The sequence below is a fragment of the Rhodococcus sp. WMMA185 genome (genome assembly GCF_001767395.1).
Classification (GTDB): domain Bacteria; phylum Actinomycetota; class Actinomycetes; order Mycobacteriales; family Mycobacteriaceae; genus Rhodococcus_F.
Genome location: NZ_CP017014.1, coordinates 1,928,962 through 1,954,840, shown reverse-complemented (window position 1 = coordinate 1,954,840; position 25,879 = coordinate 1,928,962). Strand labels below are relative to the sequence as shown.

At 64.4% G+C, this 25,879-nt stretch carries 26 protein-coding genes, 1 tRNA gene and 1 riboswitch; of the genes, 14 read left to right on the top strand and 13 right to left on the bottom strand.

The features are described 5' to 3' along the window. The first annotated feature begins 31 nt into the window (after window positions 1-31). The 6 genes from gcvH (at window position 32) to gcvP (ending at window position 6,733) form a co-directional block, all read left to right on the top strand. The gene (gene gcvH / locus BFN03_RS08620; RefSeq protein ID WP_070378672.1) at window positions 32-436 is read left to right on the top strand and encodes a glycine cleavage system protein GcvH; all 405 of its coding nucleotides are present in this window, start codon (window positions 32-34) and stop codon (window positions 434-436) included. Between the two features lie 312 nt (window positions 437-748). Then, on the top strand, window positions 749-1,249 hold the full coding sequence (gene garA / locus BFN03_RS08615) for a glycogen accumulation regulator GarA (RefSeq protein WP_070378671.1): 501 nt from the start codon (window positions 749-751) through the stop codon (window positions 1,247-1,249). Further along, window positions 1,246-1,983: a transcriptional regulator FtsR gene (ftsR, locus tag BFN03_RS08610; RefSeq protein ID WP_070378670.1), complete on the top strand. Its 738-nt coding sequence runs from the start codon at window positions 1,246-1,248 to the stop codon at window positions 1,981-1,983. Before garA ends, ftsR begins: the two co-directional genes overlap by 4 nt. Before the next feature lie 149 nt (window positions 1,984-2,132). After that, window positions 2,133-2,606 (top strand): bifunctional nuclease family protein, encoded by a 474-nt coding sequence (locus tag BFN03_RS08605; RefSeq protein ID WP_070380742.1) that lies wholly within the window; start codon window positions 2,133-2,135, stop codon window positions 2,604-2,606. Window positions 2,607-2,890: 284 nt separating this feature from the next. Then, entirely contained in the window at window positions 2,891-3,511 is a 621-nt protein-coding gene (locus BFN03_RS08600) for a MerR family transcriptional regulator (protein WP_070378669.1), read from the top strand. Between the two features lie 73 nt (window positions 3,512-3,584). After that, window positions 3,585-3,707: riboswitch (glycine riboswitch) on the top strand. Window positions 3,708-3,880: 173 nt separating this feature from the next. Then, window positions 3,881-6,733 carry an aminomethyl-transferring glycine dehydrogenase gene (gene gcvP / locus BFN03_RS08595; RefSeq protein WP_070378668.1) on the top strand — a complete coding sequence of 951 codons (2,853 nt, stop codon included), beginning with the start codon at window positions 3,881-3,883 and terminating at the stop codon, window positions 6,731-6,733. A 21-nt stretch (window positions 6,734-6,754) separates the two neighbouring features. Here the strand turns inward: gcvP and BFN03_RS08590 are convergent, their stop codons facing one another. From BFN03_RS08590 to BFN03_RS08560, 7 genes are all read right to left on the bottom strand, one after another. Further along, entirely contained in the window at window positions 6,755-7,999 is a 1,245-nt protein-coding gene (locus BFN03_RS08590; protein WP_070378667.1) for a metallophosphoesterase, read from the bottom strand. Next, window positions 7,996-9,762, bottom strand: coding sequence for a substrate-binding domain-containing protein (locus tag BFN03_RS08585; protein WP_070378666.1), 1,767 nt, complete (start codon window positions 9,760-9,762; stop codon window positions 7,996-7,998). Before BFN03_RS08585 ends, BFN03_RS08590 begins: the two co-directional genes overlap by 4 nt. 140 nt (window positions 9,763-9,902) lie before the next feature. Next, on the bottom strand, window positions 9,903-11,147 hold the full coding sequence (locus BFN03_RS08580; RefSeq protein ID WP_070378665.1) for a saccharopine dehydrogenase family protein: 1,245 nt from the start codon (window positions 11,145-11,147) through the stop codon (window positions 9,903-9,905). Between the two features lie 173 nt (window positions 11,148-11,320). Then, window positions 11,321-11,743 carry a DUF2784 domain-containing protein gene (locus tag BFN03_RS08575; RefSeq protein ID WP_084385552.1) on the bottom strand — a complete coding sequence of 141 codons (423 nt, stop codon included), beginning with the start codon at window positions 11,741-11,743 and terminating at the stop codon, window positions 11,321-11,323. A 103-nt stretch (window positions 11,744-11,846) separates the two neighbouring features. Beyond that, entirely contained in the window at window positions 11,847-12,263 is a 417-nt protein-coding gene (locus BFN03_RS08570) for a universal stress protein (protein WP_070378664.1), read from the bottom strand. Between the two features lie 83 nt (window positions 12,264-12,346). Next, complete coding sequence (locus BFN03_RS08565) at window positions 12,347-13,801, bottom strand: SDR family oxidoreductase (RefSeq protein ID WP_070378663.1); 1,455 nt, start codon at window positions 13,799-13,801, stop codon at window positions 12,347-12,349. A gap of 74 nt (window positions 13,802-13,875) precedes the next feature. Beyond that, window positions 13,876-13,961 (bottom strand) — tRNA-Leu (locus BFN03_RS08560). A gap of 110 nt (window positions 13,962-14,071) precedes the next feature. Here BFN03_RS08560 and BFN03_RS08555 point away from each other — a divergent pair. Beyond that, complete coding sequence (locus BFN03_RS08555; protein ID WP_070378662.1) at window positions 14,072-15,424, top strand: M20/M25/M40 family metallo-hydrolase; 1,353 nt, start codon at window positions 14,072-14,074, stop codon at window positions 15,422-15,424. Between the two features lie 36 nt (window positions 15,425-15,460). After that, complete coding sequence (locus tag BFN03_RS08550; protein ID WP_070378661.1) at window positions 15,461-15,988, top strand: YbhB/YbcL family Raf kinase inhibitor-like protein; 528 nt, start codon at window positions 15,461-15,463, stop codon at window positions 15,986-15,988. A 20-nt stretch (window positions 15,989-16,008) separates the two neighbouring features. Here BFN03_RS08550 and BFN03_RS08545 read toward each other — a convergent pair whose 3' ends face one another. From BFN03_RS08545 to BFN03_RS08535, 3 genes are read right to left on the bottom strand one after another with little or no spacing between them, the layout of a single operon-like run. After that, on the bottom strand, window positions 16,009-17,079 hold the full coding sequence (locus tag BFN03_RS08545; protein WP_070378660.1) for a quinone-dependent dihydroorotate dehydrogenase: 1,071 nt from the start codon (window positions 17,077-17,079) through the stop codon (window positions 16,009-16,011). Between the two features lie 10 nt (window positions 17,080-17,089). Beyond that, window positions 17,090-17,329 carry a DUF5703 family protein gene (locus BFN03_RS08540; protein WP_070378659.1) on the bottom strand — a complete coding sequence of 80 codons (240 nt, stop codon included), beginning with the start codon at window positions 17,327-17,329 and terminating at the stop codon, window positions 17,090-17,092. After that, a complete protein-coding gene (locus BFN03_RS08535) occupies window positions 17,330-18,340 on the bottom strand; it encodes a YncE family protein (protein ID WP_070378658.1) in 1,011 nt (336 codons plus the stop codon). A gap of 145 nt (window positions 18,341-18,485) precedes the next feature. On the opposite strand from BFN03_RS08535, the gene BFN03_RS08530 reads away from it, so the two are divergent. Beyond that, the gene (locus BFN03_RS08530) at window positions 18,486-18,824 is read left to right on the top strand and encodes a hypothetical protein (RefSeq protein WP_442971872.1); all 339 of its coding nucleotides are present in this window, start codon (window positions 18,486-18,488) and stop codon (window positions 18,822-18,824) included. A 48-nt stretch (window positions 18,825-18,872) separates the two neighbouring features. Here BFN03_RS08530 and BFN03_RS08525 read toward each other — a convergent pair whose 3' ends face one another. Beyond that, the gene (locus BFN03_RS08525; protein ID WP_070378657.1) at window positions 18,873-19,052 is read right to left on the bottom strand and encodes a DUF1737 domain-containing protein; all 180 of its coding nucleotides are present in this window, start codon (window positions 19,050-19,052) and stop codon (window positions 18,873-18,875) included. Between the two features lie 34 nt (window positions 19,053-19,086). Next, a complete protein-coding gene (locus BFN03_RS08520) occupies window positions 19,087-20,016 on the bottom strand; it encodes an aldo/keto reductase (protein ID WP_070378656.1) in 930 nt (309 codons plus the stop codon). 221 nt (window positions 20,017-20,237) lie between these two features. On the opposite strand from BFN03_RS08520, the gene BFN03_RS08515 reads away from it, so the two are divergent. The 5 genes from BFN03_RS08515 (at window position 20,238) to mshC (ending at window position 24,637) form a co-directional block, all read left to right on the top strand. Next, on the top strand, window positions 20,238-21,083 hold the full coding sequence (locus tag BFN03_RS08515; RefSeq protein ID WP_084385551.1) for an undecaprenyl-diphosphate phosphatase: 846 nt from the start codon (window positions 20,238-20,240) through the stop codon (window positions 21,081-21,083). Window positions 21,084-21,123: 40 nt separating this feature from the next. Then, on the top strand, window positions 21,124-21,813 hold the full coding sequence (locus tag BFN03_RS08510; RefSeq protein ID WP_070378655.1) for a histidine phosphatase family protein: 690 nt from the start codon (window positions 21,124-21,126) through the stop codon (window positions 21,811-21,813). A 104-nt stretch (window positions 21,814-21,917) separates the two neighbouring features. Continuing rightward, the gene (locus BFN03_RS08505; RefSeq protein ID WP_070378654.1) at window positions 21,918-22,511 is read left to right on the top strand and encodes a DUF3090 domain-containing protein; all 594 of its coding nucleotides are present in this window, start codon (window positions 21,918-21,920) and stop codon (window positions 22,509-22,511) included. Window positions 22,512-22,513: 2 nt separating this feature from the next. Continuing rightward, window positions 22,514-23,344, top strand: coding sequence for an SCO1664 family protein (locus BFN03_RS08500; protein ID WP_070380739.1), 831 nt, complete (start codon window positions 22,514-22,516; stop codon window positions 23,342-23,344). 51 nt (window positions 23,345-23,395) lie between these two features. After that, the gene (mshC, locus tag BFN03_RS08495; protein WP_070378653.1) at window positions 23,396-24,637 is read left to right on the top strand and encodes a cysteine--1-D-myo-inosityl 2-amino-2-deoxy-alpha-D-glucopyranoside ligase; all 1,242 of its coding nucleotides are present in this window, start codon (window positions 23,396-23,398) and stop codon (window positions 24,635-24,637) included. Between the two features lie 36 nt (window positions 24,638-24,673). Here the strand turns inward: mshC and BFN03_RS08490 are convergent, their stop codons facing one another. After that, window positions 24,674-25,876: a TIGR02679 family protein gene (locus tag BFN03_RS08490; protein WP_070378652.1), complete on the bottom strand. Its 1,203-nt coding sequence runs from the start codon at window positions 25,874-25,876 to the stop codon at window positions 24,674-24,676. Between the last annotated feature and the right edge of the window lie 3 nt (window positions 25,877-25,879).

Sequence of the window (25,879 nt, the reverse complement as noted above, 5' to 3'; positions counted from 1 at the left end):
GCGCTCGGATTGCCATCGAAAGGAAACCTCTGTGAGTGAGCTCGAAATTCCCGCCGATCGTCGGTACACCCCCGAACACGAGTGGGTCGAGCGGACTGGCCCGACAACGGTGCGCGTCGGCATCACCGATTTCGCACAGTCCCAGCTTGGTGACGTCGTGTTCGTGCAGCTTCCGGCGGTCGACGACGAGGTGACATCGGGTGATTCTTTCGGAGAGGTGGAATCCACCAAGAGCGTGTCCGACATCTTCGCCCCTCTGACCGCGAAAGTTGTTGCGGCCAATGCTGATCTGGACGCCAATCCAGAACTTGTGAATTCTTCGCCCTACGGCGGGGGATGGCTCGTCGACCTCGGCGTGGATGACGAGGCGACCCTCGACTCTGCCCTGGCGCAAATGCTGGACGCCACCGGTTATGCAGATATCACGGCCGGATAGTCTACGGCGGACCCGCGGATCCGACTGCGGACGGATCCCGAACGCATCGGCAGACACCTCCCGCGGCGGGGTCTGCTGTCGGATACTGGTGGGTAGTGCTCGGGCGACCCGTCCCGCTACACGCACGGCCGTGTGCAGGGTACGGTCGAAGTGAACGCATGTGCCGGGTCGGGGTGCGGGTCCGTGGATCGAGTGTGGTCGTGGGAGTGTGCACAGAAAGTAGAAGTGCACAGTGGATCGAATTGTGTAGTACCCAGTGGCATGGCGTAGTCCAGCGAATCTTGCTGGATGATTGAACTAGGAGGAGAAACGGTGAGCGAGAACGGCAACGACGCGGTATTTGGGGAGACGCCGGCGGAAACGACGTCGGTCTTCCGCGCGGACTTTCTCAATGAGCTCGACAACTCCTCGACAAGCCAGGCTCCGGAGGCCCCGGTGTCGGGTGTGGAGGGACTGCCGGCAGGCTCTGCTCTGCTCGTTGTCAAGCGTGGACCGAATGCGGGCTCACGTTTTCTGCTAGACCAGCCGACGACGTCGGCCGGACGGCATCCGGACAGCGACATCTTCCTCGACGACGTGACTGTCAGTCGTCGTCACGCGGAGTTCCGGCAGGAGGACGACGAGTTTCAGGTGGTCGACGTCGGAAGCCTCAACGGCACGTACGTCAACCGTGAGCCTGTCGATTCTGCTGTATTGGCCAATGGTGACGAGGTCCAGATCGGAAAGTTCCGGTTGGTCTTCTTGACGGGACCCAGGACCACCGCCGGTGGAACGCAGATCGGCGAGACGTCAGCTGGTGCGGGTAGCCAGTGACCGCGGCGCGGCAGCAGGCGCAGTCGGGAATGTCGATCGGCTCCGTGCTGGATCGGCTGCGTCCCGACTTTCCTGATGTGACGATCTCGAAGATCCGATTCCTCGAGTCAGAGGGACTCATCAGTCCGCAACGCACGGCCTCGGGGTATCGGCGTTTCTCGATTGCGGACTGTGAACGGCTGCGCTACGTGCTCACAGCACAGCGAGATCAGTATCTGCCGCTGAAGGTCATCAAAGAACAACTCGAAGCGATCGATGTCGGCGCGGCCACGGTCGGCAGCGACGATTCTGCGCCGCGCCGTCTGCGGGCCCTCGCCGTGGCCCCCGGCGCGGTGTCGCCTGAGGAGTTCCTCGTCGACCGCGAGGTTCGGATCACCCGCGCCGATCTCATCTCACGCGCCGGAATCGACGAGAAATTCCTCGGTGATCTGATCCGTGGGGGCCTGGTCGTGCCGGGGCCGGCCGGCTACTTCGACGAGGATGCAGTGACCCTCGCGCGGACGGCGCGAGCGATGTCCGAGTTCGGGCTCGAGGTACGTCACCTGAGGGCATTCAAGCTCGCAGCCGACCGCGAGGCCGGATTGGTCGCCCAGATCGCGGGTCCGGTTGCCAAAGGCCGTGACGAGGGGGCGCGCGACAGGGCCGAGGAGATGGTCCGCGAGTTGGCTGCCCTGTCGTTGACGTTGCACACCTGTCTGGTGAAGTCCGCGGTTCGGGGTGCACTCGACCGGTGACGTGAGTTCGCGGGCCGTTCCATCTCGATAACTCCCAACAGCGATGTGCTCGAACGGCTGTACGGTCGAAGCGTGGACGCGAATCGAATAGAATCCTGATATGGCATGGTGTGCCGCGAACGGATGATTGCAGGGTGGAGGCAGACGCGATGAGCGAAATGCACGTTATCGGCGTTCGTGTCGAGCAGCCCCAGAATCAGCCCGTTCTGCTGTTGCGCGAATCAGAGGGCGAACGCTATCTGCCGATCTGGATCGGCCAAACCGAGGCCACTGCGATTGCCCTCGAACAGCAGGGTGTCGAGCCGGCGCGCCCGCTCACGCACGACCTGATCAAGAACCTGATCGAAGCTTTCGGGCGGACCCTCAAAGAAGTTCGCATCGTCGACCTGCGCGAAGGCACCTTCTACGCCGACCTCGTCTTCGACGAGAACATTCGCGTCTCGGCTCGGCCGTCGGACTCCATCGCGATCGCCCTGAGAATGGGGGTTCCGATTTTCGCCGACGAAGCAGTGCTCAGCGAGGCCGGTCTGGTCATGCCGGACGAGCGCGAGGATGAGGTCGAGAAGTTCAAAGAGTTTCTCGAATCGGTGTCGCCCGACGACTTCAAGGCCACGGACGGCTAGGCGAATCCACGGTCCGGGCGGGGCCGTGGAGTAACGGTTGAGGCTCGCTCGGCGCGTTGCATTGACCACGACCAACCCGAGTCATAGCGTTCGGTGTAGTGATTTTCAGCCGTGCAGATCGTGTGGGGCGTACGCTGAATGGGTTCAGGGTACGACTTGCTCGATGTCACCGGTGGTGTGCGCGCCGCTGAGTGTGACTGCGGTGTATGCGCTGCGGACATTGGTGACGCGCTACAGACGCACTGATCGTCAGGTTCAGTGCGACGTGCGAGAGGGAGTAGTCAGTGGGAGATCGGCCACAGGAGAATGCGCTGAATCTTGCGCCCGGCGAGAATTTTGCCGAGCCTGAGTTCGGCCCCGAAGAGATCCAGCCGGGTCTCTTTCCGGACGATTCCGTCCCTGACGACCTCGTCGGATACCGCGTCCCCATCGCTTGCCAGATCGCGGGGATCACCTACCGTCAACTCGACTACTGGGCTCGCACGTCCCTGGTTGTGCCGTCGATTCGTGGTGCTGCGGGTTCCGGAAGTCAGCGCCTCTACTCGTTCAAGGACATTCTCGTCCTCAAAATTGTCAAACGACTGCTCGACACCGGGATTTCCCTGCAGAACATTCGGGTGGCCGTCGATCACTTGCGTAGGCGCGGTGTGCGGGACCTGGCCAAGATCACGCTCTTCTCGGATGGGACCACCGTGTACGAGTGCACGTCCCCGGAAGAGGTCGTCGACCTCCTTCAAGGAGGGCAGGGTGTGTTCGGTATCGCTGTGAGCGGTGCGATGCGCGAACTGACCGGCACCATTGCCGATTTCCCAGCGGAGCGCGCCGACGGCGGCGAGAGTGAGCAGAGCCCAGAGGACGAGTTGGCATCGCGCCGGAAGAACCGCGCGAGCCGCAAGACGGGCTAGCGGCGCACGCATTCACGGCAACAACCGCCGGGCGAAACCGTATCAGCGGTCGTGGCATAGACTGACGGTGCGTCGACGCCGTGCGGGAGAGTTCCGGGCACCGTATGCACAGTGAACCGTGTATGTGGGAGTCCGGGCGCCGAAGGAGCAACACCTCCCCGTCAATCTCTCAGGCAGACAGGACCGTGCGGGCTCCGACGCCTCTGGAAAGCGGTGGGAGCACCCACCCGCCGACGGGGAAAGGGTCCGGCTTCGCTGAGAACGACGACCCGAATCTCTCAGGCGCTCGATGAGAGCAGGCGACAGAGGGGGAGGGGCGCACCGCGAGGCGGTGCGTGTCCTGATCCTCCGAACTGCCTGGGAGTTTTCGTGATCGACGCTGGAAGCCGTACATTCGCCGATCGTCATGTGGGTCCGAACGCTGCGGAACTTGCGCACATCCTCGAACTGATCGGAGCCGATTCGCTGGACGATCTAGCTTCGAAGGCCGTTCCTGCTGTCATCTTGGACAGTGTCTCGGGTGGTGTTGCCGACGGTCTCGACGCATTGCCGACGCCGGTGTCCGAACATGAGGCGTTGGCCGAACTGTCTGCGCTCGCCGGCCAGAACACGGTGGCAACGTCAATGATCGGGCTCGGCTACTACGACACCCTGACCCCCCCGGTCCTGATTCGAAACATCATTGAGAATCCGGCCTGGTACACCGCCTATACGCCGTACCAGCCCGAGATCAGCCAGGGCCGTCTCGAGGCTCTGCTCAACTTCCAGACGATGGTTGCCGACCTCACCGGTATGGAGGTTGCCAACTCCTCGATGCTCGACGAGGCGACCGCCGCCGCCGAGGCGATGACGCTCCTGCGACGCGCGAGCAGGAGCAAGTCCCCGCGGTTCGTGGTGGACGCCGATTTGTTCCCCCAGACCCTCGCTGTGATCGAGACGCGAGCGGAACCGCTCGGCATCGAGATCGTGCCGGCCGACCTGTCCGAGGGGCTGCCGGAAGGTGATTTCTTCGGGCTGCTCGGACAGCTTCCGGGCGCGTCCGGGCGCATCGTCGACTACACCGACACGATCGCCGCCGCCCACGAGCGCGGCGCTCTTGTCGCGGTCGGAGCCGATTTGCTGGCTCTGACTCTCGTCACTCCGCCCGGCGAGATCGGCGCGGACGTCTGCTTCGGCACCACCCAGCGTTTCGGTGTTCCGATGGGCTTCGGGGGCCCGCACGCCGGTTACCTCGCCGTACACACCAAGCACGCCCGTCAGTTGCCGGGCCGATTGGTCGGTGTCTCGGTCGACGCGGACGGCGACAAGGCATACCGTCTAGCACTCCAGACCCGTGAGCAGCACATTCGCCGTGAGAAGGCGACATCGAACATCTGCACGGCGCAGGTACTGCTCGCGATTCTCGCAGCGATGTATGCCAGCTACCACGGCGCCGAGGGACTGAAGGCCATCGCCTTGCGCGTTGCAAACACGGCGCATTCGCTCGCGGCCGCTCTGCGGAAGGCCGGTGCCACCGTGGTTCACGAGCAGTTCTTCGATACCGTTCTCGTGCGTGTCCCCGGTCATGCGGCGGACGTTGTGGCCAGGGCGAAGGAATCCGGCATCAACCTGCGGCTCGTGGACGCCGATCACGTCGGCATCTCCTGCGACGAGGCCACCACCGAAGCCGACACGGCGAACGTGCTGGCCGCGTTCGGTGGTGCGGGCGCTGTGACTCTGGAGCAGGGCACCTCTGTTCCCGACGCACAACTGCGCGGCTCCCACTACCTCCAGCACGAAGCATTCACTCGATACCGGACCGAGACTGCGATGTTGCGCTATCTGCGGTCGTTGTCCGACAAGGACATCGCGCTCGACCGCAGCATGATTCCGCTCGGTTCGTGCACGATGAAACTCAACGCCACCGCGGAAATGGAAGCGATCACTTGGCCGGCATTTGCCGGATTGCACCCGTTTGCGCCCACCGCGGACGCCTCCGGAATCCTGCGAATCATCACGGACCTCGAGAACTGGCTTGTGGCAGTTACCGGCTACGACGCAGTCAGCTTGCAGCCGAACGCCGGGAGCCAGGGGGAATATGCGGGTCTGCTCGCGATTCGCAATTACCACCTGAGCAGAGGCGACGAGCACCGCGACACCTGCCTCATCCCGTCGAGTGCGCACGGCACCAACGCCGCATCTGCGGTGATGGCCGGCATGCGCGTCGAGGTTGTCGCGTGCCGTCCCAACGGCGACGTAGACCTCGATGATCTGCGGGCGAAGATTGCAGACCATGCCGAGCGCTTGGCAGCAATCATGATCACCTACCCGTCGACGCACGGGGTGTACGAACACGAGATCGCCGATATCTGTGCTGCGGTCCACGATGCCGGTGGACAGGTCTACGTCGATGGCGCCAACCTCAATGCCCTCGTCGGACTCGCGCGTCCCGGCCGGTTCGGCGGCGACGTGAGTCACCTCAATCTGCACAAGACGTTCTGCATCCCGCACGGCGGCGGCGGACCCGGTGTCGGTCCGGTCGGTGTACGGTCGCACCTCACACCCTTCCTGCCGGGTCACCCCCTGGCCCCCGAGCTGGGAACCGCCGGGCCGATCTCCGCCGCCCCGTATGGCAGCGCGTCGATCCTCCCCATCACCTGGGCGTACATCCGCATGATGGGTGCCGTGGGCCTGCGCAGGGCCAGCCTGACCGCCATCGCCTCGGCCAACTACATCGCACGGCGGCTGGACGAGTACTTTCCCGTCCTCTACACCGGCGAGGGCGGAATGGTGGCGCACGAGTGCATCCTCGATCTCCGTCAGATCACCAAGGACACCGGTGTGACCGTCGATGACGTCGCAAAGCGCCTCGCCGACTACGGGTTCCACGCACCAACGATGAGTTTTCCGGTAGCGGGCACGTTGATGGTCGAACCAACCGAGAGCGAGAATCTCGAGGAGATCGACGCGTTCTGCGAAGCGATGATTGCGATCCGGTCCGAGATCGACCGTGTCGGCTCGGGGGAGTGGCCGGTGGACGACAACCCCCTGCGCGGGGCTCCGCATACCGCCGGTTGTCTTGCCGCCGAGTGGGATCACCCGTACAGCCGCGAGACGGCCGTATTCCCCCTCGGCAAGGCAAGGCCGAAGGTGTGGCCGGCGGTGCGCCGCATCGACGGAGCACACGGCGATCGCAACTTGGTGTGCTCCTGCCCACCGATCTCGGCCTTCGAAGGAGCCTGAGGCGGACGGCCCTGCCGAAGGTCAGGCCTCGTGGACCAACTCGAGGATCGTGATCTCCGGCGGGGCCCCCACCCGCACGGGCGGGCCCCAAGCTCCCGCCCCGCGCGTCGTGTAGAGAACGGTGTCGCCGATCCGATCGAGACCGGACAGCGAAGGCTGCTGCAGCGAAACCAGATAGCGCACCGGCCACATCTGCCCACCATGCGTGTGGCCGGACAGCTGCAGGTCCACGCCCAGGTCGGATGCTTCGAGTGCCTGTCGGGGCTCGTGCGCGAGGAGCATTACGAACCTCGATGGATCGTGTCCGGCGAGAGCGGCGGGAAGATCTGGTGCATAGGGGGCCGGCGTCGAGTAGTCGTGGACGCCTGCGACGTCGATGACCGCGCCTGAGCGCGCAATGGTGAGGTGCTCATTTCGCAGGGTCCGGATGCCGAGTCGGTCCCACACGTCGAGCCACCGGCCACCGTCGTCGGCGTAGAACTCGTGATTGCCACTGACACCGAACACTCCGAGCGGTGCCTCGAGGTCTGCGAGTGGCTCGAGATCGGGTGCGACCTTGGCGACGGTCCCGTCCACCAGATCACCCACGATCGTAACCATGTCCGGCTTCTCCGAGTTCACCAGGTCGACTGTCTGGCGCGTGAATCCGACTCCGCGTGACGGGCCGACGTGGAGGTCGGACAGGAGGGCCACGCGCACACCATCGAATGCGACGGGGAGACGGCGCAGCGGTACCCGCATCCGCACGACCTGTGGGCGGGCAGCCTCCGACACTCCGTAGCCTGTGGCGGCGACCGCGCCCACCACGACGAGGGCACTGGCGAGGCGCAGACTCTGGCGGCGGGAAAGGTCGACATGTTTGTCACTGCCGGCCTCGGCGGCGCCTTCGTCGTTGTCGCCCTCGGCCCGTACGGCGCCTTCGTCGTCACCGTCGGACTGGATGGCATCCTTGTCGCCGTTTGCCCTACGTAGCCGCCCGATCAGACGCCTGGCCGGCGAAATCAGAGCCACAACAACAAGACCGAGGACCAGGTAGAACCCGACGCCAAGCCATACCCAACCCAGATAGCCCGGAGCGCGCGCCCATCCCGGATCGAAGACGTCGCCGCTGCCGACACCGATGGAGGCGAGAACCCACAGAGCTACGAGAACGACGTCGACGACCACCGACCATGGGCGGGGTAGCTCAGTGGCCCGGACTAGGCGGCGGTGCAGCCACCATGTGAGAAGCGCCAGGAGGACGGCGAAAACGAGAAACGCGGTCACGACAGGAGCTTGTCGATTGCGGCAGGCAAAGCGGTTCCGTCGGTGGAGTCGACCTGCTCGAGCGTGCCGCCAGTGCGATCGGCTACTGCTTGCAGAGTGTCGAGATCTGGAATCTGGCCGATCGTCACGATGTCGACGCGTACGGGCGCCGACGGTGTGAAGGTCTCGGTTATGGTCGCGAGCAGATCTGCACTGGTGACGGAGTCGTCATCATTGCCGCTGTCGGTGATCAGCAAGACCGAATTGATGCGATCCGGCGCGTACTGGTCAACCGCGTTCTTGTAGGCGGCTTCGAGTGAGGCGTACGTCGCGGAACCGGCTGCGGGTTCTACCTTCGTCAGTCGGTTGTCCAATGCCTGTCTTCGGGTGCCTTCGATGTAGCCACCTCCGGAGACAGGTCCGGTAGCGACCAGGATGTTGTAAGGCCGGGAATCGTTGAGATTCGTGCTGTACTCCCACAACCCGAGATTCAACGTGTCGGGGGATTGATCGAGCCGGGCTGCCAAAGCTGCCGTGGTGTTCTCGAGGCGTGTCGCGGAACCGTCGAGGTCACCCATCGAACTGGACGCGTCGAGCAGGATGGTCGAGGCGCGTTCAGTGATTGGATTCTGGATCGCCTGCATCAAGTCGGTCGCCGCAGCGGCATCGGCCGGGACCAGGGCCGGGCCCAAACTGGGGAAGGTCAGCGTGGTGTCTCCGGGATGGTCCAGTCCGTCGATCCGGAATCCGGCATCGGCCAGGACTTGCGCCTGTTCGGGTTGACGTGCGAAGTCCGCGAACTGTGCTGCGGCCCGACTCTGCGTCTCGTCGACGGACTGACCGGACAGGATGGCCGCCGGGTGATCCGCGACGGGTGTCGGACCCGTCGGCACATACGCGGTGAGGTCGGTCCCAGGGGTCTCGCGCAGCGTCTGATACACCTGCTGCTCGGTGGCCGCGACCGCGTGGATTCCGGCGGTCGTCGGGTCACCTCGAGTAGCAAGCGCGGTGAGCGCGTCACGTGTCGTCGCAGGCTTCGCCCCGGGAACGACTTCGTAGCCGAGAGCCAGTTCGCTGAGTGCGGAGGTCACCGGGTCCGAACTCGCCTGCTCCTCCGTCACCGGACCTGCCGGGCTGCCCGCGACGGAGGCAGCTATCGACTCGACCGCCATTTCCGTGCTCTCGGCACCCGGTCCTTCGGGGAGTGCCATGCCGAGGGGCGGGACGGAATCGCGACCCGTCTGCAGCGACGGCAGATCCCTCCAGTCGACGGAGGCGGCCGTCAGGGCGCCTTCGACGCTCGGCCCTACCGCGAGAACAACGGGGCTGATCGCCAGGGGACGGGCGTCGCCGTTGATTACTCCTTCTACCGGAATCTGATTGACCGAATGTGAACTGGACGGAATCCACAGCGCCGGCCGGGGACCGAGCACGTCCGTATTCCAGGGGGCATCTGCGCCCGCAGAGAGGGCGTCGCGGACCGTGTCCGACGCGACAGATGTCACAGTCACCGTCACGCAGTGGTCGCGGATCACGGGCCTGGTGGCGGAGAACCGATCGGCGAGGGTCTGAATCTGCGGTGCGATGTCGGGATCGGCGGCGATCGCGAGTACCGAGTCACCCTCGACGCAGGCATCGGCGGCAGCCGTCCCCTGGTCGGCAATCCGGTCTCGGAGTTGGAACCAGAAAATCACTCCCAGGACAATCACGGCGACCAAGCCGAGCGCAATCACGGGGCCCCTGCTGATACCTCTGGCGCTCGATCCGCTGCGATGCTGCCCCACTAACTTTTCTCCTGCTCCTATCCGACGTTGCCCTTTGTAGTGTAGTGATGCGTGTGGGGGCGCCGATAATCGTCATTCCGGCAACGTCGCAGGGTAGAGGTGACGACTGGGCGCGTGCCGATCGCCACGCGCCCATCCGGTCACTGCTTTTGCGCAGAGATCTCGAATCCGGCGGCGCGAAGCCGGTTGACCAGAACGTCGCCCAAAGCTGTTGCGGGTGTGAGAACCCCGGCGGTGTCCGGTAGTGCGTCACCACCGAGGACGAGGCCGAGTGCGGACTCCCCGAGCATCACCGCGGTGGCGCTGTAGCCAGGGTCACCCTTTGCCTTCACCCGAGACGTGTACCGCGCACCCGTAGTGGTGGTCGTGTACAGATCCATCGTGAAGTGACCCTTGCGCTGGCTTTCCTCGCTGGGACCCTCGCCTGGAGCGGGCAGAATGCGGTCGAGGACAAACCGGGTGGGGGCGAGCGCCATGCCCACGAGCATCGCCCCGAGACCGGCCGCGACCGCACCCGCCACCACGGGTGTGACCGGTGAGGTTCCGACGTTCATCACCTCGCGGTACTTGAACTTCCGGCCGTACGCCCAATCGCGGAGTGCGTTGCTGCGCCGTACGATTCGGGTGTTGTAGGACGCCATGACGAAGGGTGCCTTCCACCCCTGGACCCCGGGTGCGATGTCTTCACCCTTGACCACGCTCATGTCGGATTGCTTCCCGAGGTCCGGTTCCGCGGAGCGGTCGGGGCTCAGCGAGTACGGTGAGGCCGCCAGTCGACGCAGCGACGGATCCTTCTTCGACACGTCGACCTGGGTGCGCATCGAATCGATCGTTCCGCCGCTCACTCCACCGCGCATAGACGTGACGACGAGCGTTGTGTCGGTGAGTTCGCCGGCGCCGTCCGCCTGCACCGCTTCGTGGAGCACGTGCACGCCGAGGTCGGATGGTATGGAGTCGAAACCGCACGAGTGCACGATCCGGGCACCGGTTTCGCGAGCCCGCTCATGGTTGGCATCGATGCTGTCGCGTACGAACAGGACCTCACCGGTCAGGTCCACGTAGTCGGTTCCCGCCTCCGCGCACGCCGCGGCAAGGCCGTGTCCGTACTTGGCATAAGGGCCCACCGTCGTGGCAACCACGCGGGTGCTGCGCGCAAGTGCCGCGATCGAATCGGAGTCGTCGGAATTGGCAACTACCAGGGGCCACTCGGATGCCTTCGGACCCAGCGAGGATCGCACGGACTCGAGTTTGGCGGCCGATCGCCCTGCGAGCGCGATGCGCACGCCTTCCGGGGCGTGTCGCGCGAGGTAGTCGGCGAGGAGCTTGCCGACGAAGCCTGTGGCTCCGTACACGACAAGGTCAAGTTCACGTGTGCTGTCTGTCATGGAATGACCATACTGATACGGAGATTCGATGCCGCGTCCGCGGTCCACCTGTTCCGTTCCCGGACGAAATGCAGTCCGACAGTATCCGGCGGACGCCGCGCGACTCCTGCGGACGGTATTCGAAGCGCAGTCTGTGTCCCTGGAACACTGGCGTCAGGCGAGAGATCCGGCCGCTAGTGGACGGTGCGAGACCACAGGCCCACGCCTCGTGGGTGCGATGGCGCGCGCGAGCCCCGGATGCGAAGCGCTACGTATCCGATCCAGGATGCGACGACAGCGACAGCCACCAGAGTTTGGATCAGCCCCGCAAAAGATTGCGGGTAGATGACGCCGGTCAGGTAGTGGGCGATGAAGCCGGTGGAGGGCAGTGGACTCTGCCCGGCGTGGATCCGGGCCCAACTCTCCACGTGGGTCAACGGACAGTCGATGCCGAAGACGAGACCGGTGAATCCCCACGTCGCGGCCGCGATGTGCAGGGCGATCGTGCGCGGCCAGCGCCACGCGAGGAACCCGCCGAGTACGACGTACACGATGAAGCTCAGGTGCACGATGGCCGTCACATCGGCGAGTGCCCCATAGAATATTTCGCTCCCCATCGATACACCCCCTGGTGTATGCCGTGTGCCTACCATCCTATTCGCTGTCTAGGGTTCCGCGCCTCCGTCTAGGGTTCCGCACCTCTGTCTAGGGTTCCGCACCTCAGTTGGTACCGTGCGACTCTTCCTTGACTACCAGGATGGGAATTTCGACCTCGAGAAGGAGCCGTTGCAGCCACCGCTCCAGGAGGAATTTGCCGATTGGGGATTGACGGCGCATGCCGACGACGAGTAAATCGGCACCGCTGCTGTCGACCAGTGCACGCAGCGCGTTTCCATGATCGCCGTTCTGTTCGTTGATGCACAGCTCCCAAGGTGACTCGCCAACCTCGCCGTTCTCGAGGGTGGCCTGCACCTCGGCGCACAGAGCGGAGCGGTCGGACTCGGCATCGCGACCGAGCGCCTCGTCGAGTACGTGCAAAACCTGCAGTTGCTCATGTCGTCGAACGGCTACACGGGCGGCGTAGACGATGGCCGCCCGTCCTTCGGGGCTGTCTCGGTGGACAACGGCTATCGCCATGAGGTGCCTCCGTTTCGACGACGTACGACCCCATTATCACCGTGCGCCGACGCACCGGCTGCGCCGCTGCATCGCCGCCGTGGTCACCAGGGGGACGGTTGGTAATCCTTCAGGAAGCAGCCGTACAAGTCGACGCCCTGCTCGCCCTGGACGATCGGGTCGTAGACACGGGCGGCGCCGTCGACGAGGTCGAGGGGTGCGTGAAATCCCTCCTCGGCCAAACGCATTTTTGTGTGGTGTGGCCGCTCGTCCGTGATCCAGCCCGTATCCACCGCCGTCATGAGGATGCCGTCGCCCCGCATCTCCTTGGCGCTGGTGCGGGTCAGCATGTTGAGGGCAGCCTTCGCCATGTTGGTGTGTGGGTGACCGGGCCCCTTGTAGGCGCGGCTGAACTGACCCTCCATCGCGGAAACGTTCACCACGTACTTGCGGCGGGCGTTGGCCGCCGCCATAGCGGGACGAAGCCGGGAGACCAGGATGAACGGTGCCACCGAGTTACACAGCTGCACTTCGAGGAGCTCGATGGGGTCAACCGCGTCCACGGTTTGAACCCAACTGTTGGTGTGCGTGAGGTCGGGCAACAGTCCGCCGGCATCGATCGCGAGGCCCTGATCGATTCGATCCGGCGACGCCGACTTGGCCACGAGCGCTAGCGAGCTGACCGCATCGGGGGACAACCCTGTGCCCGACGATGTGGACAGGTCCGACAAGGAACCAGCCAGGGCTGCCGGGTGAGCGTCGCTCGTCTTGCCGAAAGTCAACAGGTCGGGAAGATCACCGTCGGGAAGGGCGCCGGACTCGGCCGCCGCCAGCGCACTGTAGGCGCCGGGGGAGCGGCGCACCGTCTGCGCCGCGTTGTTGATCAAGATGTCCAGCGGACCTTGCGCTGCAACGGAATCGGCCAACGCTACGACCTGGGCGGGGTCACGAAGGTCGATGCCCACCACGCGCAACCGGTGAATCCACTCGGCGCTGTCCTCCATCGCCTTGAACCGTCGGATCGCGTCGGCGGGGAATCGGGTGGTGATCGTGGTGTGCGCGCCGTCGCGGAGCAAACGCAGCGCGATGTACATGCCGATCTTGGCGCGCCCGCCGGTCAGCAGAGCGCGGCGGCCCGTGAGATCCGTGCGCGCGTCCCTCTTGGTATGGCTCTCGGCCGCACAGTCGGGGCAGAGTTGATGGTAGAAGGCATCGACTCGGGTGTAGCGCTGCTTGCAGATGTAGCACGGCCGGGGCCGGATCAGTGTCCCGGCGGTGGCTCCTTCGGCATTCGACGTAAGTGGAATGCCGGCGGTCTCGTCATCGATACGGTTGGGTGATCCGGTCGCGGTCGCGGCCACGACCTGGCGGTCGGCCTCGGAAACAGCGTTTCGGGCCGTGATCCGCCGACGCTTCTTCAGCTTCTTGAACAGGTGGCCCACAGCTCGTTGGACGGTGACGGAATCGGGATCAGAATCGTCGAGTTCCGCCGCCTGATCGAGAACCCTCAGGCAGATCTCGAGATCCGCCGGATCGATCGCGGTTGGTGCTTGACTCATCGAACTTCGCCCTCTCACGAAAAAAGGCCCCGGTTCGATGAACCGGGGCCTTTTCGTCTGTCTCAACTCTTCAGTGTCCGAGGGGGGACTTGAACCCCCACGTCCGTTAATAGGACACTAGCACCTCAAGCTAGCGCGTCTGCCATTCCGCCACTCGGACCTGCTCGCTCCCATTCCTGGGTGCTGCAAAAGATTAACCGATGAACCGCCACGGCCCAAATCGTGCCCTTCCCGGCAGCATTTCTGCTGATCAGGTGGTAGGAAAGTGGAGTGCCAACTACACAGAAGACCTCAGGCCAGGGTCGCGCCGAAGCCGAAGTCGTGGAGCTCGTCAGCACGCTGATCCGCTTCGACACGTCCAACACCGGTGAGCTCGCCACAACGAAGGGCGAGCGCGAGTGTGCGCAGTGGGTGGCGACTCAACTCGAGGAGGTGGGATACGAGACCGAGTATGTGGAGTCCGGGGCGCCGGGCCGCGGCAACGTATTCGCGCGGCTGAAGGGTTCGGACCCGAACCGCGGTGCCCTGATGCTGCACGGCCACCTCGACGTGGTGCCTGCCGAGCCCGCGGATTGGAGCGTCCACCCCTTCTCCGGCGCAGTCGAGGACGGCTACGTGTGGGGTCGCGGAGCGGTCGACATGAAGGACATGTGCGGGATGATGTTGGCGGTCGCACGGAAATTCAAGGCGGAAGGCGTTGTGCCGCCCCGTGATCTCGTGTTCGCATTCGTGGCCGACGAGGAGGCCGGCGGCCGCTACGGGTGCCAGTGGCTGGTCGCGAATCGCCCCGACCTGTTCGAGGGGGTCACCGAAGCCGTGGGCGAGGTCGGAGGTTTCTCGCTGACCGTTCCGCGGCCTGACGGCACCGATCGGCGCCTCTACCTCGTGCAAACCGCCGAGAAGAGCATCAAGTGGATGCGGCTGACAGCTCGGGGTAGGGCGGGGCACGGTTCGTTCCTGCACACCGACAACGCCGTCACCACCCTCGCGCAGGCCGTCGCCCGGCTCGGCACGCATACGTTCCCGTTGGTCGTCTCCGATTCGGTAGCCGAATTCCTTGCGGTGACGGGTGAGGAGACGGGACTGGACCTGGACCCGACCTCGCCCGACATCGACGGCACCCTCGCTAAACTCGGGACGATCGCCAATCTCATCGGTGCCACCCTGCGCGACACGGCCAATCCGACGATGCTGTCTGCCGGATACAAGGCCAACGTCATTCCGCAGACCGCCGAGGCCGTCGTAGATTGCCGGGTCCTGCCCGGCCGACTGGCAGAGTTCGAGGCGACCGTCGACGAACTCATCGGACCGGACGTTCAGCGCGAGTGGGTCACCGACCTCGACCCCTACGAGACCACGTTCGACGGGCATCTCGTGGACGCGATGAACGAAGCGATCCTCGCCTATGATCCGGGAGCCCGGACGGTGCCGTACATGTTGTCGGGGGGAACCGACGCCAAGGCCTTCGCGAAGCTCGGCATTCGATGCTTCGGATTCTCTCCGTTGCAGTTGCCCCCAGACCTCGATTTCACCGCGTTGTTCCACGGCGTCGACGAAAGAGTTCCGGTCGACGCACTACTGTTCGGCACGCGAGTGCTCGAACGATTCCTGCTCCACAGCTGATCCGAAACATTCATTCGCGAGAAGAGAGGAACCCGTATGTCGAACCCGTACGAGGCGCTTCCCGACCTGCCGGGCTTCGAGCTGACCTCCACCGACATCACCGAAGGGCAGCCGCTGAAGAAGGGCCAGGCCAGCGGAATTTTCGGGGCAGGTGGTGAAGACCTGTCTCCGCAGCTGTCGTGGGCCGGATTCCCGGCCGGGACCAAGAGTTTCGTGGTTACTGTGTACGACCCCGATGCGCCGACTGCCTCGGGCTTCTGGCACTGGGCCGTGGCAAACATCCCTGCCGAGACAACCACCCTGGCGACGGGAGCCGGTGACGATGGCGGAACCGGTCTTCCCGGCGGCGCGATCACACTGAAGAACGACGGCGGTCTGCGCCGCTTCCTCGGTGCCGCACCGCCACCGGGTCACGGACCGCACCGATACATCGTCGCAGTTCACGCACTCGACGTGGAGACCCTCGACGGGGTTACCGAGGACTCGACCCCGGCGTTCCTCGGATTCAATGTGTTCTCGCACGCCATTGCGCGGGCCACGATCACCGGGACTTACCAGCGGTAGTCGTCACAGGAAGTCGCGGGTCAGCGGATGGCGCCCGCGCCGATCGCGTCAGCGATGCTCGAGTAACCGGCCGCTCGCACCTTGCGAGCGAGGCCTTTGTGGATGCGACGTGCCCAGAACGGGCCCCCGTAGATGAAGCCGGTGTATCCCTGCACGAGGGAGGCACCCGCGAGAATGCGCTCCCACGCCTGGTCGGCGGATTCGATGCCGCCGACGGAAATCAACACCAGGCGTCCACCGACCCGTGCGTGCAGGCGGCGGAGCACTTCGAGGGACCGCTCGGCGACCGGAGCGCCAGACAGTCCGCCCGCTCCGATGGCACTGACCTCGGGTTCCGGCGTTTTCAGCCCGTCCCTGCGAACTGTGGTGTTGGTCGCTACGATTCCGGCGAGACCGAGTTCGACGGCGAGATCGGCGACCGCGTCGACATCCTCGTCCGACAGGTCGGGGGCGATCTTGACCAGAACCGGGATGGTCACGGAGTCGAGTACGGCACGCAGCAGGGGCCGAAGCGATTCGACAGCCTGGAGGTCGCGAAGGCCCGGGGTGTTGGGCGAGCTGACGTTGACCACCATGAAGTCCGCGAGTGGGCCGAGTAGATGCGCACTCGCCGTGTAATCGGCGGGCGCATCCGCGGCGTCGACGAGTTTGGTCTTGCCGATATTCGCACCGATCGGAATACCGGCCCGGCGACGGCGAAGATTGTTGGCGGCGTTGCCGGCGCCGTGGTTGTTGAAACCCATCCGGTTGATCAGGGCGCGGTCCGCGGGCAGCCGGAACAGGCGAGGCGGGGGATTGCCTGGCTGCGCTCGTGCGGTGACGGTGCCTACTTCCGCAAAACCGAAACCCAGAGACCCCCACGCGTCCACACCCGTCCCGTCCTTGTCGAATCCGGCAGCGAGACCGAGTGGGGCCGGGAACTCTAGTCCGAATACGGTATTCCGCAGTACCGGATCGTCCACGACGAGAACCTTCTCGACCAGTCGGCGAAGGGGTGCAAACCGGGTGACCATCCGCATCGCGGCAAAGGCCAGGTGATGAATCCTCTCGGGGGGAAGGAGGAACATCACCCGAAGAAGCAGGTGGTACAACGGCGTCTCCCTAGATCGCGGGGTCGGGGACATGGTGAACGGTCTTCTTTCGCTTGAGCAGCACGCGACGGCTTCCGTCGGAGTACAGGCGGACCCGAGAGAGTTCCCAGCCGCCGAACTCCGCCTGGATCGCCAACCTCATTGATGCACTGATGCGCGTGACTTCAGGTGGCAGCCGAAGCGGCACGTACTCGAACTCTTCGGATTCGGTTTCCCATCCGGCGGGGACGCGGCGTGAATGCGATGACATCTACGGACTCCTCGTCGGGATCTGCTGCAGGCCGTCTCCTGTCGCGGAACCTATCAGGAGGTCACCGTTTACGGTATCGACCGCGATGGAGTTCGGCTGGCGGACTGTGGAATAACGGGCAGTTTCCACCCCGACTCCGCTGGACAGATCGAAACCGACCACTTCGTTGTCCCCGGTCAGGGTCACCCAGGCTGTGTCGGATCGGTCGTCGTACGCGACACCGTACGGGGCCGGACCGGTCGGGAACCGCTGGCGCAGAATCAGGGCGTCGGTGGTGTAAACGAGCAACTCGTCACCTCTGGTGTCGGTTACGAGGATCCGCCCGAAGTGGTCGGTGGTCAGCTGCGTGGCCCCTTCACCGGCCCGCAACGCGAGGCCGAGCGACGAGTCCGGAACGTCGATCGCCGTGATGGACGTCTGACCGCGGTCGAGGGCAGTGAGAGTGTCTCCGACGACGGCCAGTTCGTCGACCGAGGTCAAGCCGTCGATTACCTGTGTTCGGTTCGTCTCTGGGTCTTCGATGTGAATTTTGCCATCGCTCAGTCCCGTTGCGATTCGGCCGTCGGGAAGTTGGGCTACCGACCGTACATCACCGTCGGCGGGGATGAACGTCAGCTCTCCAGTACGCAGGTCCAGGCGCCCTACCTGGTTGTTCATGGCGAGGAGTGCGACTCCGCCAGGTGCGATCGAGACCTGCGTGACGCTTTGATCCACCGGTATGGCGCGCGTGGGTGCTGCGAGGTCGTCGCCCGAAAACAGCAGAATCTGGTTATCGGAGTCCGGCATGACCACCGCAGTTCGTGTCTCGGCGTCGAACGTGGTGGAAGCGATCGGTGCGCCCACGGGGTGGACGGTACCGGCGGGCACGGTGTTCTGGGGCGGGGACTGCGCGGCGCTCGCAGGTTCGATCGTCACCGCCACATCTTCGTCGGAATTCGAGGAACAGCCCGTGACCAGGAGAAATGCTAGTCCGATACTGGTGGCAACGGTGCGCATTCCTCGTCCCGCCATGTTCTACTCCTTGGTGTTCTCGTAGACCCGCCCTTGCACAACTGTCCACTAGCATTACTGATCCGTAAATCGCTCGCCCATTCGGTCACCGTTGACCCCGCCCGGCTGTTTCTCGAAACCGGGTGAGGAAATCGAGGAGAAGTCCATGGAGATACCCGCGACACAGACCTTTACAGTCGAAGACATCTCGGTCGGAGCGTACGCACACGGCTTCGGCACTACAGCAGAAGGCAATTCCTACGCATTCCGGGTGCGCAAGCGCACTATGCACGTCGAGATATACCGAGTGGACGCCGAGAACGACGTGCCGAGCCCGGACGACATCGTGGCGTCAGCGCGGCGATCGGTCCGTGAAATTGACCTGACCGACGAGCGCAGCGTCATCGCCGTCGTTCGGGATGCCGTGTCCGACCCTGATCTGCGGTGGTACGGCAAGAAAACGGAACGACGGTCCGCGCCCTTCTCGGTCGTCTCGGAACGTTGATCGGCGGACGTGCTCCGGATACCGGGAGGGTGGAGAACCGAAAGGACGCTACCCGCCCCAGATCATTGCCTGCGCGAGGATCACCGACTCACCGTTGAATGTCGCGGCCGGCCCAGCGTGGAGCACGTATCCCTTGGCAAGCTCCTCACTTACCCGATGACAGAACGCGGCATCATCGGGTCCAGTGATCACGCGGTAGCGAGGTAGGTCTTCGGGAGGATTGGTCACGGTAGGAGTCTAAGGTGTGACTGCCGCTGCGAAGCTAGGCGCTGACGTCGTCCAACGCAGATGCGATCGCGCGCGGTAGCCTGAGTTCTTCGGCGACCAGCACCCCGGTCAACTGCGCGATATCCCTGGCCCCGACTACGGCGCTCGCGACACCGGGCCGGTCACGAGCCCAGGCGAGCGCGACGGCCAGCGGGGAAGTCCCCAGACCGTCGGCCGCGGTCACGACCGCATCCACAACTCGGACCGAGGAATCGGTGAGGTAACTCTTGACGTCCTCGGCGTGCGCGTCGTCGGCACCGCGCGAGTCGACGGGAATGCCGTTGCGGTACTTGCCCGTCAGGACACCACGCGCGAGGGGGACCGCCGCAAAAATGCCGATCCCGTGGTGGGTGGCAGCCGGGACGAGTTCTTCCTCCACCCCTCGTGCGAGGAGGGAGTATTCGACCTGCGTGGCAATGAGAGCCGTGGACCCATATGTACTTGCCGCAGTGGCCAATTGCCACCCGAGGTAGCCCCTGACCCCGACGTAGCGAACTCGGCCGCTCGACACCGCGTAATCGAGTGTGGCGGCAACCTCGTCGACCGGGGTGAACGGATCCCACGTGGCGACCTGCCACATGTCGAGATGGTCGGTGCCGAGTTCGCGCAGGGTGGCGTCGAGCTGAGCGATCAGGCCCCGCCGCGAGCAGTCGACCCGAGAGGGGCCCTTGGGCCAGATGCCGGCACTCGAACTCAGGACGACGTCCGTGCGCGGCACCACATCGTCGAGGAGTTCCGCCAGAATTCGCTGAGCGACACCGTCGCCGTACGCGGGCGAGGTATCGACGAGTGTTCCACCAGCATCGACGAAGGCTGCGATCTGTGCGGCCGCTTCGTCGCCGTCGGTGTCTCGACCCCAATTGAGCGTGCCCAGACCGAGCCGTGACACCCGTAGACCGCTTGCTCCGACCGCTCTGTGTTCCATAACCGCCTATCGCTCGTTCCGGCCGGGAGTCAACGGATGGCTCCCGGGACTGTCCACCACACGAGCAGACTAGTGGGGCATTGCGTGACCGGGGCCTTGCCACGCCGGATTCTGCCGGAGGTCCCACTTCCCGGTACGGTAGCGCCGGTGAATGACGAACGTGACATGGGAAATCGGCTTCAGCAGGGCACATTCAGTGATTTCGAGGGGATCTCCGAATAATGGGCGAAGCGATGACCTGGCTCCAGGCGATTGTCCTGGGGACGACCCAGGGGCTGACCGAGTTCTTGCCGATCTCCTCCTCAGGCCACTTGAGGATCGTGTCAGAGATTTTCTTCGGTACCGATGCGGGCGCGTCATTCACTGCTGTGACCCAGCTCGGCACGGAAGCCGCCGTGCTCATCTACTTCGCCCGCGATATCGTGCGGATCGTGGCCGCATGGTTTCGGGGACTGTTTCACCCCGAGCATCGCGGTGACCTCGACTACCGGTTGGGCTGGTATGTGATCATCGGCACGATTCCGGTGGGTGTGCTCGGATTCTTCTTCAAGGATCAGATCCGCACCAGTGCCCGAAATCTGTGGTTGATCGCGACAATGCTGATCGTCTTCGCTCTGGTCATCGCAGCGGCCGAGTACTACGGGCGGAAGGTGCGTCCCATCGAAGACCTTCGTGCCAGGGACGGCATCATCATGGGTTCGGCTCAGGCACTCGCACTGATCCCGGGTGTTTCGAGATCGGGCGGCACGATCAGCGCAGGGTTGTTCCTCGGGCTCACTCGTGAGGCCGCCGCCAGGTATTCCTTTCTCCTCGCGATACCTGCCGTCGTGGCATCCGGCCTGTTCAGCCTTCCCGACGCGTTCGAACCGGCTGGTGAGGGTCTCGATGCCAGTGGACCGCAGTTGTTCGTCGCCACTGTGATCGCGTTTGCCGTCGGATACGCGTCGATCGCATGGCTGCTCCGATTCGTTGTCAATCACTCGATGTACTGGTTCGTCGGATATCGCATCGTTCTCGGCGTCGTCGTGCTGTCACTTCTCGCAACCGGTGTTGTTTCGGCCACCTGACATCAGGCGGTACGGGAGGCCACGACACTAGGCTGGGTCAATGACGGTTGTTCTCTTACGCCACGGCCTGTCTACGTCCAACACCGCGGGCACGCTTGCCGGCCGGTTGCCGGGGGTTGAACTCGAGGACCGTGGTCGCGAGCAGGCGCGGAATCTCGTGTCGCGGCTCTCAGATGTTCCGATCGAGGAAATCGTGCACTCACCACTGGTCCGCTGCGAGCAGACGATCGAACCGCTCGCCCGGGCGCGCCGTTTGGCCCCGGTCGTTGAACAGCGGCTCGCCGAGGTCGATTACGGCGAGTGGACCGGACGCGAGCTGAAGGGCCTGCTCGAGGAGTCGTTGTGGAAGGTCGTGCAGCAGCACGCGTCCGCCGCGGTCTTTCCGGGGGGAGAAGGACTGGCGCAGGTCCAGGCGCGGGCCGTGGCTGCGGTCCGGGAACACGACGCGAGGCTCGCGGAATTGCACGGCCGAGACGTGGTGTGGGTGGCGTGCTCTCACGGAGACGTCATCAAGTCGATACTCGTCGACGCACTCGGCGCGCATCTCGACGGATTGCAGAGGATTGTTGCCGAACCGGCCTCGATCAGCGTCATCCGCTACACCTCGACACGTCCGTACGTGCTGAAGATGAACGACACCGGGGCAGATCTGGCGGGTGTGAATACGTCTCCGACATCGGGTGGCGCGGAAGTGTCCGGATCGGTGCCGGGCGGTGAGGTCCGGCTGTGACGATTGAAGGATAATGAATGGAGCACGCTGTCAGGAACAGTCTGAGACGGAACAACGAGTAGGCGGTGCCGCAACAGTGCCCGGCTCCAGTTGAAGGAGGCGCAATGTCACGCGCAATTCACGTATTCCGCACTCCTGACCGATTCATTGCAGGAACGGTGGGCGAGCCGGGAGACAGGTCCTTCTATCTCCAGGCCGTGCACGAGACTCGCGTGATCAGCGTCTTGTTGGAGAAGCAGCAGGTCCAGGTACTGGCCGATCGGATGGGGTTGCTCCTCGAGGAAGTGCATCGCCGGTTCGGCACGGAGGTACCGCCGCAGGGTGCCCAGCTCGACGATGTCAGCCCGCTGGTGACCCCGATCGATGTCGAGTTCCGGGTCGGCACGATGGGGCTGGGCTGGGACGCGGACGCCGAGTCCGTAGTGGTCGAGCTGCTTGCTGTCAGCGAAACCGAGTTCGACGAATCCGTTGTCCTCGATGACTCCGAGGACGGACCGGACGCCGTACGGGTGTTTCTCTCCCCGTTACAGGCCCGCGACTTTTCGCTGCGGTCGGAGCGAGTCATTGCCGCCGGACGCGCGCCCTGCCCGCTGTGTACCGAGCCGCTCGCGCCAGAGGGACACATCTGCATTCGAACCAACGGATACCGCCGCGGCCAGAGCTTCGGACTCACGCAGGAGCAGGACGAGGAGGAGTGAGGTTGTCTGCCGAGGAGGCCGATCCCCCCGAGTCCGGTGAAGAGTCCGATGCCCTGCTGGTCGGTGAGTTGACTCTCGTCGGCCGGATCACCGACGCCAGCAACGCCACCTTGGTCTGCGATGCGGTCTTGGGTGAGAGCATCGTTCGGTGCGTGTACAAACCGATCCGCGGAGAGCGCGCCTTGTGGGACTTCCCGGACGGCACACTTGCCGGACGCGAGTACGCGTCGTATCTGGTGTCCGAGCAACTCGGCTGGAGTGTGATTCCCCGTACCGTCCTGCGTGAGGGTCCGTTCGGCCGCGGAATGGTGCAGCGATGGGTTGACACAGCGGACCGTCATGGGAATGGCGCAGCAGGTCTAGATCTGGTCGACATCTGTTCACCGGAGACAGTCCCGCCCGGGTGGTTCGAGATCCTGCAGGCCAGCGATATGGATGGCAACCCGATCGTGCTCATCCATGCCGACGACCCCCGCCTGCAACGGATGGCCGTGCTGGACGTACTGATCAACAATGCCGATCGCAAGGGTGGCCACGCGCTCGAGGGCCTCGACGGCGCCGTATACGGCGTCGACCACGGCATCTGCTTGCACACCGAGAACAAGCTGCGGACCGTGCTGTGGGGGTGGGCCGGGACTCGAGTGCCGGAAGCGCTCGTAGCCGACATCGTCGGATTGATCTCATCGCTAGAGGGCAACTTCGCCGCGGTCCTCGGTGAGCACATCACCGCGGACGAAGTCGTCGCACTGTATGAACGTGCCGTCGACCTCGTCGCAGCTCCGGTTATGCCGCGGCCGAGTGGCCGAAGGCCGATACCGTGGCCGGCGTTCTGAGCGAGGCGGCTCCGGTCGAGCCGGAAACATGGGTCGATTAGGCTCACTGTCATGCAGTCTTGGTCCGAAACTCCTGTCCCGTCCGTCCCCGGCCAAGGCCCCCCGCTGCGATTGTTCGACACCGCTGACCGGCAGGTTCGTCCGGTTACACCGGGACAGACCGCCACCATGTACGTGTGCGGCATCACACCCTATGACGCCACGCATCTCGGTCACGCGGCGACGTATCTGACGTTCGATCTGGTGAACCGGATTTGGCGTGACGCCGGCCGCGACGTCCACTATGTGCAAAACGTCACCGACATCGATGATCCGCTGTTCGAGCGCGCCAATCGCGACGGCGAAGACTGGGTCGTCCTCGGAATGCGTGAGACGGCGCTGTTTCGTGAAGACATGGAAGCGCTCCGGGTCCTGCCGCCGCGTGACTACATCGGGGCCGTCGAGTCAATTGGCGAAGTAATCGAGATGGTCGAGAAGTTCGTCGCGTCCGGTGCCGCGTATGTCGTCGACGATCCCGAGTTCCCTGACGTCTACTTCAGGGCGAATGCGACCGAGCAGTTCGGCTACGAGTCCGGCTACGACCGCGAGACCATGGAGAAGCTCTTCGCCGAGCGCGGTGGCGATCCCGATCGCATCGGCAAGCAGAATCCCCTCGATGCGCTGGTATGGCGAGCAGCCCGTGAGGGCGAGCCTTCGTGGCCTTCTCCGTTCGGGCCCGGTCGTCCCGGCTGGCACATCGAGTGTTCGGCGATCGCGCTCAACCGCATCGGCTCCGGGTTCGACGTTCAGGGAGGCGGTAGCGACCTGATCTTTCCGCACCACGAGTTCTCTGCCGCCCACGCCGAGTCGGCCACCGGAGCCCGTCGCTTCGCACGCCATTACGTGCATACAGGCATGATCGGGCTGGACGGCGAGAAGATGTCGAAGAGTCGCGGCAACCTTGTGTTCGTGTCCAAGTTGCGCGGTGAGGGCGTCGACCCGGCCGCCATCCGGCTGGGACTGCTGTCCGGGCACTACCGCCAGGATCGGCCCTGGACCGACCAGGTGCTCACCGATGCGGGCAACCGACTGACCTTGTGGAGGGACGCTGCTGCGCTGCAGTCGGCTCAGTCCGCCACCGACACGATCGCGCGCCTGCGGCAGCATCTCGCCGATGATCTCGACACCCCGAAGGCGCTCGACGCCCTGGACGGCTGGGCCCGCCGCGCTCTCGACAACGGCGGCTCCGACGCGAACGCACCGAGCGAGTTCGCCGACGCGGTGGATGCTCTCCTCGGCGTCTCCCTCCGCTGACCGACGCTCCCGTGTGAACTTGTCCGCCGCCTGCCGTCAACGATTCGTTGCTACTCGGAGCGATGCCATGAGTTCCGGGATGATGCGCTCCTCCATGACTGTCTTCCCGGACGCTTTCATGAGCGTCGACAGCTCTGTGTCCCATGGGGCGTCGCACGGAGTGTCGGATTCTTTGAATGGCTCCGACGGACCGCGGCCTACGGCGGTGCGGTAAGTCTCTGCGTCCATGAGCCAGGGCACCGCCTCGTAGTCGGCAATCGCCCTCGCCGTGGCCCGCAGACCTGTCCAGTCGAAGTCACCACGCCAGTGGACATGATGGTCGCTGAAAACGTCGAGCAGTCGACGCGCTGCCGCGGATGGTTGCCCCTGGGTGCAAATCAGCGCAGGGCACTGTGAACCCAGGGTGCGCGCCGCCGCGGCGATAACAGCTGGGTTCTCACAGACGAAAACAGGGCCGCCGGTCGGTGTGACGGAATAGCGGGTGAGCTGGTCGAGCGTGAGGATGGAAGGTACACCCTCATCCGAGGACTCGTTCAGGATTCGGCCGATCAGGTGCTTCTCGTGCACTCGGACGCCGATCGTCATCACCTGGCTCGACAGTGTGTCGACGACGACGCCCGCAGCTTCCCAGATTGCACGTTCGGACTCGACGGACTCCGGTCGCGGTACCCCCTGCTCGAAAGCCAGAGCGGACAAAACTATCGACGCCAACCGTCGGTCGCGACTGAGCGCTTTGGTGTCCCCGGTCGCGCGTTCGGCGAGTTCGGTCAGAGAAATGCCTTCGGCAGGCAGCATCCCCAGGACATCGGGTGTCAGGCGCAGAGCGTCGAAGTTACTGTTCTGCACGAGCTTTCCGCTGGTTCGAAGCCACGCGAGCCAGCGCTCGTCAGCTCGGGCACCGAGACGGTTTCGTATTTCGCGAGGCCAGTGTTCGCGATAGGCGTCCTTCTCATCGTCGGACATCCTCTTGTTGTGCAGCGGCCCGAGTGTCTGGAGAAGGCCCTGTCCGCAATTGAGCAACAACCATCGATCGAGTTCGGTCAATGGAACCGAAATCTGTCTGGTGAAGCTCGTGGCCCGTCCACCGCGGATGGCATTGCAAAGTCGCCACAGATCCGGTGCATCCGGCGAGGCGGGCACCCTGATGTTGCCTTCGACACGGAGATGATTTCTCTCCAGCTTCGAGCGGGCAGCGTCAAGAAGCGCTGCCAGTTCCGGAGTTCCGTGCCAGTCGGTCACCGC